Source organism: Flavivirga abyssicola, from assembly GCF_030540775.2.
In the GTDB taxonomy this organism is placed as follows: domain Bacteria; phylum Bacteroidota; class Bacteroidia; order Flavobacteriales; family Flavobacteriaceae; genus Flavivirga; species Flavivirga abyssicola.
The window spans coordinates 992,412-1,007,636 of record NZ_CP141266.1 but is presented as its reverse complement, the minus strand read 5'-3'; the positions used below and the strand labels follow the sequence as shown (position 1 = coordinate 1,007,636).

General features: G+C 31.9%; 13 protein-coding genes and 1 pseudogene. 6 read left to right on the top strand and 8 right to left on the bottom strand.

What is annotated here, in order from left to right; all coding sequences use genetic code 11:
• Window positions 1-25: 25 nt before the first annotated feature.
• The 5 genes and pseudogenes from Q4Q34_RS03955 to Q4Q34_RS19615 all read right to left on the bottom strand — a co-directional run.
• Window positions 26-1,138 (bottom strand): TlpA disulfide reductase family protein, encoded by a 1,113-nt coding sequence (locus Q4Q34_RS03955; RefSeq protein ID WP_303318472.1) that lies wholly within the window; start codon window positions 1,136-1,138, stop codon window positions 26-28.
• Window positions 1,139-1,485: 347 nt separating this feature from the next.
• The gene (locus Q4Q34_RS03950) at window positions 1,486-1,827 is read right to left on the bottom strand and encodes a DUF6970 domain-containing protein (RefSeq protein WP_303318471.1); all 342 of its coding nucleotides are present in this window, start codon (window positions 1,825-1,827) and stop codon (window positions 1,486-1,488) included.
• A 48-nt stretch (window positions 1,828-1,875) separates the two neighbouring features.
• A complete protein-coding gene (locus Q4Q34_RS03945) occupies window positions 1,876-4,395 on the bottom strand; it encodes a M4 family metallopeptidase (RefSeq protein WP_303318470.1) in 2,520 nt (839 codons plus the stop codon).
• A 303-nt stretch (window positions 4,396-4,698) separates the two neighbouring features.
• On the bottom strand, window positions 4,699-4,914 hold the full coding sequence (locus Q4Q34_RS03940; protein ID WP_303318469.1) for a hypothetical protein: 216 nt from the start codon (window positions 4,912-4,914) through the stop codon (window positions 4,699-4,701).
• Window positions 4,915-5,160: 246 nt separating this feature from the next.
• Window positions 5,161-5,358: pseudogene (locus Q4Q34_RS19615) on the bottom strand (JAB domain-containing protein); the annotation flags it as partial.
• Window positions 5,359-5,740: 382 nt separating this feature from the next.
• Between Q4Q34_RS19615 and Q4Q34_RS03935 the strand changes: the two are divergent.
• A complete protein-coding gene (locus tag Q4Q34_RS03935; RefSeq protein ID WP_303318468.1) occupies window positions 5,741-6,973 on the top strand; it encodes a DUF4062 domain-containing protein in 1,233 nt (410 codons plus the stop codon).
• Between the two features lie 361 nt (window positions 6,974-7,334).
• Here Q4Q34_RS03935 and Q4Q34_RS03930 read toward each other — a convergent pair whose 3' ends face one another.
• Genes Q4Q34_RS03930 through Q4Q34_RS03920 form a run of 3 tightly spaced genes read right to left on the bottom strand, consistent with a single transcriptional unit; the run spans window position 7,335 to window position 11,275 of the window.
• Window positions 7,335-9,785: a TonB-dependent receptor plug domain-containing protein gene (locus Q4Q34_RS03930; protein ID WP_303318467.1), complete on the bottom strand. Its 2,451-nt coding sequence runs from the start codon at window positions 9,783-9,785 to the stop codon at window positions 7,335-7,337.
• Window positions 9,786-9,788: 3 nt separating this feature from the next.
• Window positions 9,789-10,706, bottom strand: coding sequence for a FecR family protein (locus Q4Q34_RS03925; protein ID WP_303318466.1), 918 nt, complete (start codon window positions 10,704-10,706; stop codon window positions 9,789-9,791).
• 47 nt (window positions 10,707-10,753) lie between these two features.
• Window positions 10,754-11,275: an RNA polymerase sigma factor gene (locus Q4Q34_RS03920; RefSeq protein ID WP_303318465.1), complete on the bottom strand. Its 522-nt coding sequence runs from the start codon at window positions 11,273-11,275 to the stop codon at window positions 10,754-10,756.
• Between the two features lie 128 nt (window positions 11,276-11,403).
• On the opposite strand from Q4Q34_RS03920, the gene Q4Q34_RS03915 reads away from it, so the two are divergent.
• The 5 genes from Q4Q34_RS03915 (at window position 11,404) to Q4Q34_RS03895 (ending at window position 15,109) form a co-directional block, all read left to right on the top strand.
• The gene (locus Q4Q34_RS03915) at window positions 11,404-11,826 is read left to right on the top strand and encodes a thioredoxin family protein (protein ID WP_303318464.1); all 423 of its coding nucleotides are present in this window, start codon (window positions 11,404-11,406) and stop codon (window positions 11,824-11,826) included.
• Window positions 11,827-11,836: 10 nt separating this feature from the next.
• Entirely contained in the window at window positions 11,837-12,808 is a 972-nt protein-coding gene (locus Q4Q34_RS03910) for an FAD:protein FMN transferase (protein WP_303318463.1), read from the top strand.
• 23 nt (window positions 12,809-12,831) lie between these two features.
• On the top strand, window positions 12,832-13,041 hold the full coding sequence (locus tag Q4Q34_RS03905) for a DUF4266 domain-containing protein (RefSeq protein ID WP_303318462.1): 210 nt from the start codon (window positions 12,832-12,834) through the stop codon (window positions 13,039-13,041).
• Between the two features lies 1 nt (window position 13,042).
• Window positions 13,043-14,509: a DUF3570 domain-containing protein gene (locus Q4Q34_RS03900; protein ID WP_303318461.1), complete on the top strand. Its 1,467-nt coding sequence runs from the start codon at window positions 13,043-13,045 to the stop codon at window positions 14,507-14,509.
• 186 nt (window positions 14,510-14,695) lie between these two features.
• Entirely contained in the window at window positions 14,696-15,109 is a 414-nt protein-coding gene (locus Q4Q34_RS03895) for a helix-turn-helix transcriptional regulator (protein ID WP_303318460.1), read from the top strand.
• Window positions 15,110-15,225 lie beyond the last annotated feature (116 nt).

Genomic DNA, 15,225 nt, shown 5'->3' with positions numbered 1-15,225 from the left:
CTGCTGCAATTAATTATAGATGTTATTACCTGCGGGCTTTATTTGTCAAGTTTTCTTCAATTGCCGAAATTAAGTCATCTCCCCTTAAATTTCGAGCGATTATTTTTCCACTTTGGTCAATCAGAAAGTTATCTGGTATTCCGCTAATTCCATAAATTAAATATGGAGCAGCTCTTCTCCCATCTTCTTGCCATAAGTTTATCCAATTTAGTTCATTTTTCTTAATAGCGTTTACCCATCTTTCTTTAGTTTGGTCTTCTGAAACACTAACTATTTCAAAGCCATCATTTTTAAATTTAGAATATGCTTTCTTCAGTGAAGAATACTCTTCGATACAAGGACCACACCAAGAAGCCCAAAAATCCAACAATAAGAGTTTGCCATCAAAATCAGAAAGATTAATTAATTCACCTTTTTCATTGGTCATTGAAAAGGTCACGTATTTGTCGCCAATTTTTGGATTTTTATTTAAATCCAAAAAACGACTGATATTTTTTCCATATGTGGATTTTTTTATGCTATCGCTCAAAGTATTATATAGTTCTTCTGTTCTTCCTTTTCCTAGTGTTGTTGAATATGAGTCCAAAATCCAAGCACTAACATATGATTTGGGATTGTTTTTAACGAATTCTTGTTCTATTTTTAAATGATTGTTATAGATAATATTTAAATCTTCTCTTATGCTTTTTAGACTGTCATTTGGCTTGGGGTTTCTTAAAATTGCCGTTAAACTATCTCTGCGATTTCTATAATCTTTAGTTGAAGAACTTAAGATGTCTTTTTCTTTTTGAGTTTTTGAGCCAGAAATTTTGGCTTCACGAAACGCTTTGTTTTTCGCCTTAAAATATATATTACCTGATTCCAACCAAATTCTCGAATAATTTTGCGTATTCTTAGTAAACAAACCAAATTCGGTCGGTTGGCTTATCTTTCCTTCTAATTCAAATTTGTTTTCAGATATTTGGGTAGAGTCAATTGCTTTGCCTTCAAGCGATAAATAAATCCAAGTTTGGTTTTCAATACCTTCTACACTTCCCTTTAGGATGTACTTGCCACTTAATTCTTTATTCTGTTTCTTAGAACATCCAAAAATTAGAACCAAAATTAAAATTCCTAAAATGTTTGTTGTTTTTAGCATAATTTTTTTAGCTTGCAGATTACATGTTTGTGTATGATTAAGAAACTAATTTAGTAAATAAAAACTAACAATCTATTTAAAAAGCGAAAAACAGGCCTTAAAACTACAATTGAATAATTACACTAAACTTCTTTAGTCTTAAAAAAAACAATAAGAGGTTCGGTAATAATTTAATCTCCTTTATCTGTAAGCGAATCAGTTATTCTAAATAGATTCAAATTTATCCAATTCAGTAATTAATAGGTTCGACATTTTTTCTGTACGGTCTACTAGTAAAAAAAAGGCTTTACAGAAATGTAAAGCCTTTTTTATTTCTATGTACAACAAATTTATCTTCTAATTCTTTCCTACCTAGGATCGGTCCATACTGTCCTAACGAATTCTGCATTCTGCCAATCAGGACAATCATTATCAGGACCATCAATACCTCCAAAAACACAAATGTCGTTGCATTCCAAAGTAATTAAATGTGATTGACCATCAGGAAAATTTTGTCCATTTACAAGAAAAACTTCTTCTTCCATATAAATATATTTTTCAATATTGGCTTTAGGACTCTGTACTCTCCTCTCTAATATTACATTTATTATTGGCTTTAAGCAATCGGGATAATTTATAGCATCATCATCCTTGCAAGAAATTATACAGAAAAGGATTACTACTACTAATTTTCTACTATGATTTTTCAAATTAACATATTTTATAAAAATTGAATATAATTATTGCCAATCAAATTTCTATTCAATGATAATATGATGGGTTTCGGTACTTTTTTTGTTTCCATTAATTTTTAATATATATCTTCCTTTTGGATATTTAGATACATCTAACTCGTAACCGTCATTTAACACACCACCCTTCAATAACACTCCGTTAAAATTATAAAACTTAAACGAAAAATCTCCTTTATTACTTTTAGATTGGCTATTCAATGATTTATTTTTTTGCTTTTTTTGTATTTTCAATATATATGAACTCGGGTTGGGTGAAATAAAGAATTCTCCACCTTCACCTCCGCCTCCGCCTGTAGAGCAATTCACAAATTCAACTTCATAGCCAAACCAGCTAGACGTTCCGCAATCATTTGTTCTCCTAACTTCAAGTTCATACCAACCAGGAGAAGGAGTGTAATATATTGTTCCTGTATTACCTGAATAAATAGTGGGTGAAGTATAAACGATATTTAAATTAGGGTATTTTCTAAGTCTAAACTCATGAGTGTCTCCACTTAATTTCGGATATATTTTGTACGTATTATTATTATGACTAGTACACCAGTATCCTGTTCCACCAGCACCGTTATTAAACTCTATGTAATCTACACTGCCATTTCCAACCCAAACACTTTTAACAACATCACTAGTCCCTAGATAAGTAGCAGTAATTGTAGCACTGCCACTAGTTGAACTACTACTTGCTTTAACGGTAATAGAATTATTATTACTGGAAAGAATCTGTAGTCTAGATGACACAGACCAGCTCACTGCCGCATTAGTTGGTAAACCTGTCAAATTATAAGTTTCTGAACCAGAAAAACATACTGTTGCGTCTCCGTTCAATCTAACATTTGGCGCACAGTTACTATTTCCAACCCCAACAGCAAACCAAGCCTGACATGTTGTTATTGATTCGATAGAATTACTTCCAAACAAATCCTCTGCTGCTTGAATTGTATAATCTCTAGCATCATTATAATTAGTATTCGGAGTAAAATAGACAGTTTGTGCACGATAAATAATCCGTGATGCATCCAATTTACCAATACCTGTTATAGAAAACGTATCACCATTATCATTAATTTCATCTGTTGCAGAACTTCCTTCGGCTAATAAATAGAACCAGTGATTTAAAATACCACTATTGGTATGAACTCCACAGAAATCATTTCCTCCATTTGGTGTACCGCAATTAGGGTTTATCCAAAAATCTCCACCATAAGTGTCTGGGTCATTTCTGAATTTAGGATCAGACATTGACCTTATTGTTATTCCTATGTCTTCTGCCAAAAGGTATGTATCTTTTTCTGGAGCAGCAAAGAACTCTACCATTGCGCCCCAAATATCACTAAGTCCTTCATCAATTGCCCCTGATTCTCTTTGATAGACTAAATCTGATGTATTTTCATCTAGTCCATGCCCAATTTCATGTGCTATGATATCTAGAGAAACAAGAGGCCCAAGTATTGTCCCCATACCATAAGTCATTACACTTCCATCCCAAAAGGCATTATCACTGTTTGGAAACCCCCACCCTGTTAAATCTGCATTTACATAATTTATTAGCTCGTAACCATTGTTATCAATGCTATTTCTATTATGAGTTTGGGAAAAATAATCATAAGTCATCATTGCACCCCAATGGGCATCTAAACTCGCATTATCTCCATTTGGATTATTATATTCAGCAGCGGACCAAGTATTATCATTATCTATATAATGAGTATTTGTATGACTACCTTGATTAAAATTGTTATAGGTTGTTATACTATTTCCTCTCGAAACGTCCCTTAATCTAAATTGGCTACCTGTTTGTTCCGTTTCAATGGTTCGTTGTCCACTATATCTTGTCGCTGCCAAACCTTGGACATGCTTTATTATTGCATCTGAAAAAATAACATCACCTGAATTTGCATCCACGTAATAAATTTTTCTACTTATTGGATTTGTTGCATAAATGTCAAACTTGTATGCAAGAACTGGTTCCGAGTTTTCGGAATATTTATTTTTTTCGATTATAACAAGTTCCCCTTGAGGATAATAAGTAGCTGACTCGGATTTTCCCAATCTTTTTATTAGTGCCTCTTTTTGTGCGTTTTGCCATGCATATTCTTCCGCATTAATTTGACTTAAAGCATATTCCAAAGCTTTTTCTACTTTAAGACCTGGTTTTGTTTTTAGGTTTTTAATAGGCAAGTATTTGCCATTGACACTTTTTAAATTACCATCCTTAGATACTACATTTAAAACAGAATGCTCTACTCTGATCCCTTTGTAAAATTGCTGTAGTTTTTCTGACTTAAATCCAATTTTGGTTTCGGGTGCTTTTTTTCTTTTAAATTCATTATTTGACAGGGAATCAAATTGCTTTTTCAAAAAGGCCTTAATTGAAGTTAAATCATCTGAAACCTTGGTTTCTTTGAACTTTATGAATTTTGGTGTTCCAAGATTATCTCTTTGTGAAACTTCATTTTGCTTTACTTGGCCAAACAATGAGAAAAGGCTAAAAAGCGACAATAAGAAAGTGATTTTTGTTTTCATAATTATGCGTTAATAGTTTGTTTAAAATGATTTCAATCAATTTTGCTATTAACTATTTCTCGAAAAGAATTTGATATGAAAATATCTTTTTATAGAATTTCAAAAACTCTTTAATAGATTTTGTTGTATTCTATAATAGTAGTAGTAATTTAGGGAAAACGACATTTAAAGATAGTAATATATTTACTGCTCAAGGTGTGGAAAAACCGCAATTCACAAGTTTTATTTCTTAAAACTTTCTATTTCAAGCACTTAATATGTTTTCAAAGTTGTTTTTTAACGATTTGTTAGCATAAAGAGCATTTAATCTATTAAATCGTTGTTTGTCAAAACTTCTGGCTTGTTATCATTAACGGCTATTATACACGTCTTAGAATTGTCATTGGCAGGACTTTTTTGTAGCTGTTTAATTAACTGCTTTGTTTCGGCTTTTTTTGGAATAATGACCAACTTACTTTCTAAAGCATCTGCCCAACAATAGAGATGAAATGATGAAGGAGTTCTAATTCCAACTCCCATTTACTAACTAATCGGTCTGATACGCCTAGAGTGTGGTTTAACTCGTCTTGAGTTATGCCAAGTTCATTTCTGCACTTGATAAGTAATGTTACAACGTCTTTTAAAAAATCGTTTCTTGATTTATTTGGGTAGTCAAATTTTAAATTCATGGTGAAAGTACTTCTGTGTTTTTAGGCTTTTAAAAGCAGAGATTCCAAAAACTCCGCCAAATATTTTTGAATTTTTTTATTTAAGCAGTAATAAAAATCAGATTAAAGCCATACCCGCAAAGGAAGTATACTCATCATCCGTGACAATAATATGATCAAGAACAGAAAGATTTAAATATCGACCACCCTTGACCAATTTTGTGGTTAAACTTTTATCGGCGAAACTTGGTTTTGTATTTTCTGATAGGTGATTATTCCCTAAAATCATTGAACAGGCACGTGTCTTTAGAGCTGATGAAAAACAAGTTTTGGATCAACGACTGTTCCAGAAACGCCTCCATTAAGTTAATCGTCAAATCATCCCAATTATCACGGAATAGCTTATATGCGTCTTTTGAAAATGATATTTTAGGGAGGTCATCGGTCCTGATTTTTCGCTTATAGGTGAGTTCAGTTTCCGAGATTTTTAAAGAGATCTATTTTTGTCATGCAAGGAACATGGCAGAATTTTTAAAGATTAGTTGCTCATATTTTAAATTCTCAAAAAAAAGTATATAAAATTCATGATTACATTATTTTTTGTGACTTATTTTGACGAAATGATAAATGTTTTAATTGGTTTTCGTGTAGTGTCAAATATTCTTTAAATTAATGTAGGAATTTTAATTTAACTTATTATGGGGACGAGACGCTATTCAATCTTTGTTAGTTCAACTTACAAAGATTTGAAAAAAGAAAGAGCAGCTATTTTAAAAGCAATCATAAATATGAAACATATTCCAGTAGGGATGGAGTTATTTAGAGCATCTGATAACAGTCAATGGGAAGTGATAAAAAAGCAGATTAATAGATGTGACTATTATGCCCTTATTATTTCTGATAAATATGGATCAGTAGATGAAAATGGAACAAGCTATACAGAAAGAGAATTTGATTATGCTGAAGAGATTGGAAAACCAATATTATCATTTGTTAGAAGTGAAAAAGCAATAAAGAAACTGCCAAATGAAAATAGGTACATAGAGAAGACATATATAAATGAATTAAAGAATTTTAGGAGAAAAGCTTTAGCGAATAGAATGTGTGAAATATGGAACAAAAAATATGATCTTTCAACTAAATTCATGCATAGCCTTATGGATGAAATTGAAGCAAACCCACAAATAGGTTGGGTAAGAGCTGATGAAAAGTCGCCCGAATATAATTTTATATTAGAAGAAAATAGGAAGTTAAGTAATGATTACAGAGGACTAGTCAATTTCAATGATGAATTGAAAAGATGTAGTCCGTTATCTATATATAAAAACTTTGATCATGCTTGGTTTGATATAGAGAAATTACTTGAGAAACTAGTTATAGAATGTCGTGAACAAGATGAAAAATTAAAGATTAGAGCAATGGGATTATGCCTACATAAATCTTTTCCAAAGGTTAGTGATTTTCTAATTCAGAACTATAAAAAAGATAAGAATAAGATTTCTAATGTAAGAATTGAAATGAGATTGCAAACTTTAGACCCTAATTGTTCCTCTTGGAAGCTTTTGGATAGAAGGTGGCCTAATTTACTAGAAAGTTTTAATAATGATAGAGATGATTTAATTGATTTTTTTGAAGAAATGAGAAAAGAAAAAAAAGACAATGATATGTTTATTAAGCATACACAGTATACCCATATGCCAAACTTTCATGGCTTATTAATAAATGATACCGATTTATTTCTTAGTGATTGTGCATGGGATAGCAAGAAAAAATTAACTGCTGGTAAAAATTTTTATGAACATTACAAGGCAGGAATCGGAGAAATTCATGACCACAAAATAAAACTTTATAAGAGATGGTTTGATTATGGCCGATATAATGGTAGTACTGCTAGAGATAAAGCCGTATTATATGATGCTAAAAACCAATAACTTTCTCTAAAGCATTGTCGGTCTCTTTATGCATGAAATTTTGTTGATAATTCACAGTTGTTGTAATCGAAGAATGACGATAGAGCTTCTGTAGCATTTGAATAGGAATTAGCATAGAACTTATAACCCGAAGGTCACTGGTTCGAGTCCAGTTCCCGCTACTACAAAAGAGAATTTAGAAATAGGTTCTCTTTTTTATGTTGTAAATTCAAGGGTTCTTACAGTTTTTTTAGAATCATCAATTTTTACTTCAATTAGGTCTTAGAAAAATTGCCCTACTTTTTGTTGCAAGTCCATTTCTATTCAAACATAGATAATAGTTTATATTTAGTCTTCTATTTTAAACCTTAAATTTAATAAGTTAAAAAAACAGCTTAAATGATATATTTGGAGTAAACCCTAGAGAAAATCTTTGAATAACCTGTTCCAATATTAACTCACGCTCTTCGCGTGTAGCCCCAGAAGTTCCTGGTTTGGGAATTCCACCATCGTCTAAAGGTTTAACTTCTGCTCTGTAAGTTAAATTTACAGGCTTTATTCTATTATAAATATTTAAGGCAGATACGCCTACTTGTGCTTTTAGTTTTTTATTACCAGATTCAATATTAAAGTCATATAATACAGAAGCATCCAATCTGTGAAAATCTGGTAGTCTAGCATTATTAATAGGTCCAAAATTAACTACGCCAGCATTCTTACCATCGGCATCTATTTTAATTTCATAACTATTAACGAAGGTAAAAGGCTTCCCTGTTCTATATTGCCACCCTAATGAGAATTGCCATGTATCAAGTTTTAAAGTATTAGATATTCTAAAAGCATGTGTAATATCATTATTACCTGGGAACTTAAAAGGCGTATCTTTTAAATTAGGAAATTGAAATGTAATATCGTTGTACGTATACCCAGTCCATATTTTATAATTATTCCATCGGTATTTTAACAAAAGATCTAATCCTTTTATGATACTTTTTCCTTCTTCTAAATTTTCTAAAGGATTACTAAAGCCACTGGTAAACGTAGTTAAACCAATAAGTTTTTTATAATAGGTGTCAATATCAATATTCAAATGTTTATGATGATATAATAATCCACCAGAAATTTGATTACTGGTTAACAAAGGAAATTGTTCGTTATCAGATAGACGCCATAATTCATTTTCTAAGCGGAGTTCAGTATGATTAAATTCTATCAATTGAGAAATGGGTTGATTTCGTCTTTCAATAGCTGTTTTAAACCTTAATTGATCCCCTAAGGGGTATTCGAAATTTATACGGGGCTCCAATAGAAACTTATCTAAAGAGCTGTAATGCGTTAATCTAAGTCCTGTATTTATTAAGCCTTTGTTTTTTAAGTTAAAGGTAAATTCTCCAAATACTGCGTTTTTAAGGTTGTAGTCTTCCTGTATTGAGCTTTCCATGTCATTGTCAAAAGGCTCTTCCTTACTTATTATCACATTTACATCGGTATATGAAAGTTGATACCCTAACGTCAGTTTATGTGTCGACTTAATTTGGGTTATTGAAGATAAATTTATACCTATATCTGAAATATCATTTTTACGAATGTTAATTTCAGACAAGTCTAAACTACCATTGCCTGTTTCATCTTTTAGTTCATTATTTTGATAAAAGGAATTGTATTGAGAAAAATAGGCGGTAATCTCTTGATGCTGTTTATCATTTGTTTGATGTTTCCAATTAATACTTAAGCCCTTATTTTTAGTTATAAGCGAGTCTACAACAAATTCTCCATCACCATCAAAATCAAAATCTAAACGATTTCTGGTATATAAGCCACTAATAGAAATACTATTTTTTGAATTAGGTTTTATAATTGCTTTAGCACTAATGTCAGCAAAAGAAAACCTATTATTACTTGTTTCAGGACTAAAGTCATCATCGGTTTCTAATTCTAATATATTTCCATTAATATCTTTAGCAATTCCGAAGTTTGTGAAAATTTTATCAGCATAGCTTGTATAAGTTGGTGTTTCCCAAATATTAGAATAAGACCGTCTAGCAAAAACATATAAAGCTGATTTTTCAGATATAGGAGTTTTTACATATCCATTTACTGATACGCCATCAATTTCAAATCCACCTTCATTTTTTTCAGGAATCTGATCTCCACTGGTAATATCAATAATTCCCGAAATACGATCACCATAAGCAGCACTCGTACCAGATCTAAAAATAGTGGCTTTTTGAGTAGCAAAAGGATTGAATAGAGAGAACATCCCATAGAAATATCCTGTATTATATAATTTAATACCATCATATAAAATTAAATTTTGATCTGGAGAACCGCCTCTAATCTGGATACCAGTTGCGGACTCGTCTAAAGTAGAAATACCAGGAATTAACTGGATGCTTTGAGCGATATCAGGACTTACCAATCCGGGTAAAATACCTAAACGTTCTGTTGTAACATCAATAGAGCCATCTTTATTTCTATCAATACCAGTAGTTACATAACTAGAAATGATGACTTCATCTAAAATACGATTACTTATAAATGCTTTTGATTGCGTAATAATTATTTGTGAGTTAGAAACCTTCTTAAAACTTAAATTTGTTTCGGTTTCTAAGATGAATAATAAGGCATTTAAGCTTAATGCCTCTTTATTTGTAATAGTAACCGTTTTCTCTTTAATAATATCATTTGCAAAGGAAAAAATAAGTTTATGTCTATCCTCTAAATCTCTAATAATAGTGGAAAGCGGCGTATTATTGTAGTTGTAATTTTGCCTTTCTTGTGCCTTTATAATAAAAATAAAGAAAAATGCTATACAGGTAAAAATGTACTTCATTCTTTATTTAGATAAAATAATAACATGACTATCTTTTGCTTTTTGATATGTTATGCCCATAGGAATTAAAGTCGTTTGCAATGCATTTTCAAGATTATTATGTGTAAAACTACCCGAAAATAAACGTTTAGTATCTATGGTGTTTATATTGAAAGTGATAGGGTAAAGATAAGTTAACTCTTCCAGAACGATAGAAAGTGGTTGATCTGTAAATTTAGAAATACCAGTTTTCCAATCAGGTGTATCTTCTTTAAAAGTTTGTTCTTTTATAGTATTATGATCTAAAAGAATTTGCGAACCTTTAGTTAGTGTAAAAACCTTGGTAGTATCTATATTATTTAGTTTTGTAAAGCGTATTTTACCCTCATAACATTTTATTTCAAATTGGGTTCTGTCTTTAACATTAAATTCTGTGCCTAAAACATTAATATCACCTTTTGAAGTGTTTACAACAAAGGGACCTTTCTTTTTAATTTTAAAATAGGCTTCGCCAGTTAATTTAACAGTCTTATTATTTAACCAAAAAAAACGTTTATGAGATAAGCTTGAGTTAGCATTTAGGTTAATTACAGAGCCATCGGCCAATGTTATGGTCTGTTTTTCTCCAATAGCTGTGGTATACGTTTTGTTTGAAGTTAAGTACAGTCCCAAGCTTATTATTAAAACAGCTGCAACTGCTATAGAGTACCACAATTGCTTAACTTTTGACGTTTTTGAGCTGGTTTGCAGTTTTTGCTTTACTATTAGTAATGCTGCTTCTGTGTCAACATTAGGACCAACAAGAAGTTGTGACTCCCTGTTAATAATTTCAAATTGCTTAAAAGCTTCAGATTGCTCAAATGCTTTAAGCTCATCTTTAGAAAGCTCTCCTGCAATCCATCTTCCTAAAAAAGTATCGTCGTGAATGTAATTTTTTGCCATAAGCTTTTGTCTTATATATTAGACAGTAAAAAAAGAAATTACCCTATTTACACTTTAATTTCTTTACCCAGGATATCTCTTAACTCCCTTAACGCTATACTCATTCTACGTTCAATAGCTTTCACCGTTAACCCTGTAATTTCTGCAATTTCTTTATAAGTCTTTTTTTCAACTCTACTTAATAAAAATACCTCACGTTCCTTTACAGATAATGTATTAATAGCGGCTTTAAGCTTTTCTCTAAATTCATCAATTTCAATTATGAAATCCGGACTTTCATAATCTATGTTGTCTGTGAGCGTTTTTTGATGCTTAAGTTTTACTTTTTGGTGTGCAACATGATTTAAAAACAGGTTATTACAAGCGGTATAGATATATGATTTGGCTTTAGAGTAAGTGATCGTGTTACAAAGTTTCCACAATTTTATAAAAACATTTTGTACAATGTCTTCTGCTTGCTGAAAATCACCACATTTATAATAAATATATTTCGTAGCAGGTTCGTAAAACTTACGAAATAGCTTGTTGTAATTACGTTCCTCACAAACAGATGGTTCCTTTTCTAACATTTTATATAAAATCGAGGTAAAAATAGTCAAACTCCAAAAAATAATCCTAAAAAAATAGGGTGACTTCAATTTTGCCTGTCTTACAATTGAAATGGAGTAGAAAACTGCATCACAAATTACCCTTAATCATGAAATATATAATACTGGTGTTATTTACAACGTCCCTTGGTTTTAGTCAAAATTGGAATACAAATTTTGAGGATGCAAAGAAAATTGCAGAAAAAAAAGAACAGAAAGTCATACTTGTTTTTTCTGGATCAGATTGGTGTGCACCTTGTATGAAATTAGAAAAAGAGATTTGGAGCTCTCAGGTATTTAAAAATTATGCTAAAGAACATTATGTATTACTGAAAGCCGATTTTCCAAGACGTAAAAAAAATGCATTACATAAAGACATTCAAAAACAAAACAATCAATTAGCAGAGCGTTACAACAAAAATGGATATTTCCCACTAGTTGCTGTTCTCAATAAAAATGGAGATGTATTAGGTCAGGTAGGATACAATAAAATGAAACCACAAGACTACATTAACGTCCTTAATTCATTTTAACTGAAAGCACATGCTAAAACGATTTTGCATAATCATATTTTTAAGTTTTAATTTGGCCACTGCCCAGATAACCTGTAAACGAGCCGTTCTATTAATGGGCAGTGGATTTGACATTACGGTGGTAGCAGATACCGAAAAAGAGGCCAATGCGTATATAGATATTGCGATACAAGAAATTTCAAGGATAGAACGTCTAATCTCGTCCTGGGACACAAATTCTCAAACCTCTTTAATTAATAACAATGCCGGAATTAAACCAGTTAAAGTTGATAAGGAATTATTCGAGCTTATTCAACGTGCTATAAAGATTTCTAAACTCACAGATGGGGCTTTTGACATTAGCTATGCTTCTATGGATAGAATATGGAAGTTTGATGGTAGTATGAAAACCATGCCAACAAAAAAAGCGATAGCACAATCGGTAGCCAAAGTAGGGTACAGGCATATCATTTTAAATAATGAAGCGCAAACCGTATTTCTAAAGCTAAAAGGAATGAAAATTGGTTTTGGAGCCATTGGTAAAGGTTATGCTGCCGATAAGGCGAAGGCGTTATTAAAACAAAAAGGTGTTAAGGCTGGAATCATTAACGCTTCCGGAGATTTAAATTCATGGGGAAGACAAACAAATAGAGACGATTGGAAGGTTGCTATAAAAAACCCCTTGAATAAAAATAAAGTATTCGCACTATTACCAATTCACGAAAAAGCAGTTGTTACTTCGGGTAATTACGAGAAGCAAGTGACTTTTAATGGTAAAACATATACACACATTATAGATCCCCGCACTGGTTATCCAAGTAGCGGAATTGTTAGCGTAAGTGTATTAGCTCCCAGTGCAGAACTGGCAGACGCATTAGCAACTTCAATTTTTGTAATGGGAAAAGATGTTGGGCTAAACCGCATCAATCAAATGCAATCTATAGAATGCATTATAGTAGATGATAAAGGGAAAGTCTATTATTCAAATAATATTAAGAATTAATTAAAAAAGAAAATCAATTACATATGAGCAGAGGTCTTCTTATCGTATTGGCTTTAATGAGCTTGTCTTCTTGCGTAGCAGTCAAGGAGTATGAAAAAGTTAATATCAATGATCCGGACATGAAGTTGTCGTCATTAACAATACATCGTTTCGAAACTAACTTTCAAGTATACAGAGAAGCCGCATCTGGTGCTAATGGAGGTAAAACAGGGGGAGGCTGTGGATGCAACTAATATGAGAAAGGGATTTATTATAGTTACATTTTTGTTTTCCGTTTTTGGGTTTTCACAAGCAAAGTCTAAAGATTCCATTGATACCTATAAAAAGCGTGTCCTGGAATCGACAGAATTAGATTTTCTTGTAAGTTATTATACCCAGGATGGAAACCATGCTTCGGTTACCGGAGGTATTGGAGATGAGTATCTTACTGACATTACGCCAACTATTGTTGTAGCCATTCCTATGAATGCCGATGATGTGTTAACAGTAGATGCGGGGATATCTGCCTATACCTCGGCTTCCTCTAGTAATTTAGACCCTTTTGATGCTTCAGGAGCTTCTGCTGGAGGTCATGATGATGACGATGATGAGGGTAATGGAGGTAATAATACAGTTAACTCGATGGGTAGTCCATGGGTAGCATCCTCTGGAGCTTCTGCACAAGATATATGGGGTGGTGTTAATGTGAGTTATAGTCATAGCTCTGATGATAGGAATTCTATCTGGAGTGTTAATGCTGCATTCGCTACAGAATACGATTATATCTCTACAGGTTTTGGTGGAGGTTATACAAAATTGTTCAATGAAAAAAACACAGAACTAAGTATCAAAGGACAAGTATACCTGGATGCATGGCAGCCCAGATATCCAACCGAAATAGACTCCTATATTGAAGCAGGTGAAAGTTTAAATAACGGCTTTTTTAATGGTGTAGATATTTTAGATCAAAATGGAAGTATTATTAACAAGAACGGAGCCAATGTATGGTCTCCATTTAATACAGCGTTAATCACCAATAAAGCTCGTAATTCTTATACCTTATCGTTAGGATTCTCACAGATACTCAGTAAGCATGCTCAATTTTCCATATTTTTAGATGTAGTACAACAAAATGGCTGGCTCGCAAACCCTATGCAGCGTGTTTACTTTGCAGATAGAGCTAATTATTATGTAGGTAATGCTTCAAGTATTCCTAATTATACGTCTCGAAGGAATAAGGATGTTTTTCATCTGGCTGATGATATAGAACGATTGCCAGATTCTCGTTTTAAGATACCGATTGGTGCACGATTTAATTATTACATAAACGAAGTGGTTTCCCTTAGAACCTATTACCGTTATTATTTTGATGATTGGGGTGTTAATTCACATACTTTAAGTCTGGAATTACCTATAAAGCTATCTCAGGGTAAGTTTACATTGTACCCAACGTATCGTTTTTATAATCAAACAGCGGCTGATTATTTTGCGCCTTACGAAACACACCTGTCTACATCAGAATTTTATACCTCAGACTACGATTTATCCAAATTTAATAGCAATCAATATGGCTTAGGATTAAGATATACCGACATATTTACAAAGTTTAAAATTTTTAATCTTGGTCTTAAGTCATTTGATATAAAGTATAGTATCTACAACAGAAGCGATGGATTAAAGGCAGGCATCATTTCAACTGGATTTAAATTTATACTCGATTAAAAATAGGGTGCTTTATAGATTACCTGTCTTATATCATATAACCAAATTTATTGTGAAACCTATTAACATAAAAAGAATGATATCTCACAAATCTTGTAAGACACTAACACCAATTGTGATATTCTTATCTCTAACGCATGCGCTATTAGTTTTAATTCATCTCTTATTTAATCTCTATTAATTATAATGCTAAAAAAGTACATAAAAAACACCTTAGAACTCATATACAATCCATCACCAAATATTAAAGAAAAAATAGAAGTATTAAAAGTTGATGAGGAGAGAGTTACTATTGATATACATCAAATAGAGGCGCTCATTGACACAAAAATTTTAACCCAAGAAGATTGGAAAAACTTTAGAAAACAGTTTGTGAAGTTATACCCTTTCTTTTTTACAAGCCTAAAAGCCAAAGATGTTCTATTAACAAAATCTGAAGAACGCCTGTTAGCCCTAGAATACTTAAATCTAAGCACTCATGAGATTGCAGGTAGATTAGGTGTTTCTGATCGCAGTGTTATTGTAAGTCGATATAGATTAAGAAAAAAAACGAAAGCCCCAAAAGGAACCCCAATACTTGAATATTTAAATTTAAAATAATAAGACCCCATCCATGAAATTTTACTTAAACCTACAATTCACATTAATTAATTCAATGCTTTATCACAAAGCTAATAAATATATAAGCTACTGGTAATCAGTTTGAAATGCTTTTT

What these genes read in the sequence shown, in the direction of transcription:
- Q4Q34_RS03955 (WP_303318472.1), bottom strand. Translation starts at nt 1,138, where the DNA reads ATGCTAAAAACAACAAACATTTTAGGAATTTTAATTTTGGTTCTAATT.
- Q4Q34_RS03945 (WP_303318470.1), bottom strand. Translation starts at nt 4,395, where the DNA reads ATGAAAACAAAAATCACTTTCTTATTGTCGCTTTTTAGCCTTTTCTCA.
- Q4Q34_RS03940 (WP_303318469.1), bottom strand. Translation starts at nt 4,914, where the DNA reads ATGGGAGTTGGAATTAGAACTCCTTCATCATTTCATCTCTATTGTTGG.
- Q4Q34_RS03935 (WP_303318468.1), top strand. Translation starts at nt 5,741, where the DNA reads ATGGGGACGAGACGCTATTCAATCTTTGTTAGTTCAACTTACAAAGAT.
- Q4Q34_RS03930 (WP_303318467.1), bottom strand. Translation starts at nt 9,785, where the DNA reads ATGAAGTACATTTTTACCTGTATAGCATTTTTCTTTATTTTTATTATA.
- Q4Q34_RS03925 (WP_303318466.1), bottom strand. Translation starts at nt 10,706, where the DNA reads ATGGCAAAAAATTACATTCACGACGATACTTTTTTAGGAAGATGGATT.
- Q4Q34_RS03920 (WP_303318465.1), bottom strand. Translation starts at nt 11,275, where the DNA reads ATGTTAGAAAAGGAACCATCTGTTTGTGAGGAACGTAATTACAACAAG.
- Q4Q34_RS03915 (WP_303318464.1), top strand. Translation starts at nt 11,404, where the DNA reads ATGAAATATATAATACTGGTGTTATTTACAACGTCCCTTGGTTTTAGT.
- Q4Q34_RS03910 (WP_303318463.1), top strand. Translation starts at nt 11,837, where the DNA reads ATGCTAAAACGATTTTGCATAATCATATTTTTAAGTTTTAATTTGGCC.
- Q4Q34_RS03905 (WP_303318462.1), top strand. Translation starts at nt 12,832, where the DNA reads ATGAGCAGAGGTCTTCTTATCGTATTGGCTTTAATGAGCTTGTCTTCT.
- Q4Q34_RS03900 (WP_303318461.1), top strand. Translation starts at nt 13,043, where the DNA reads ATGAGAAAGGGATTTATTATAGTTACATTTTTGTTTTCCGTTTTTGGG.
- Q4Q34_RS03895 (WP_303318460.1), top strand. Translation starts at nt 14,696, where the DNA reads ATGCTAAAAAAGTACATAAAAAACACCTTAGAACTCATATACAATCCA.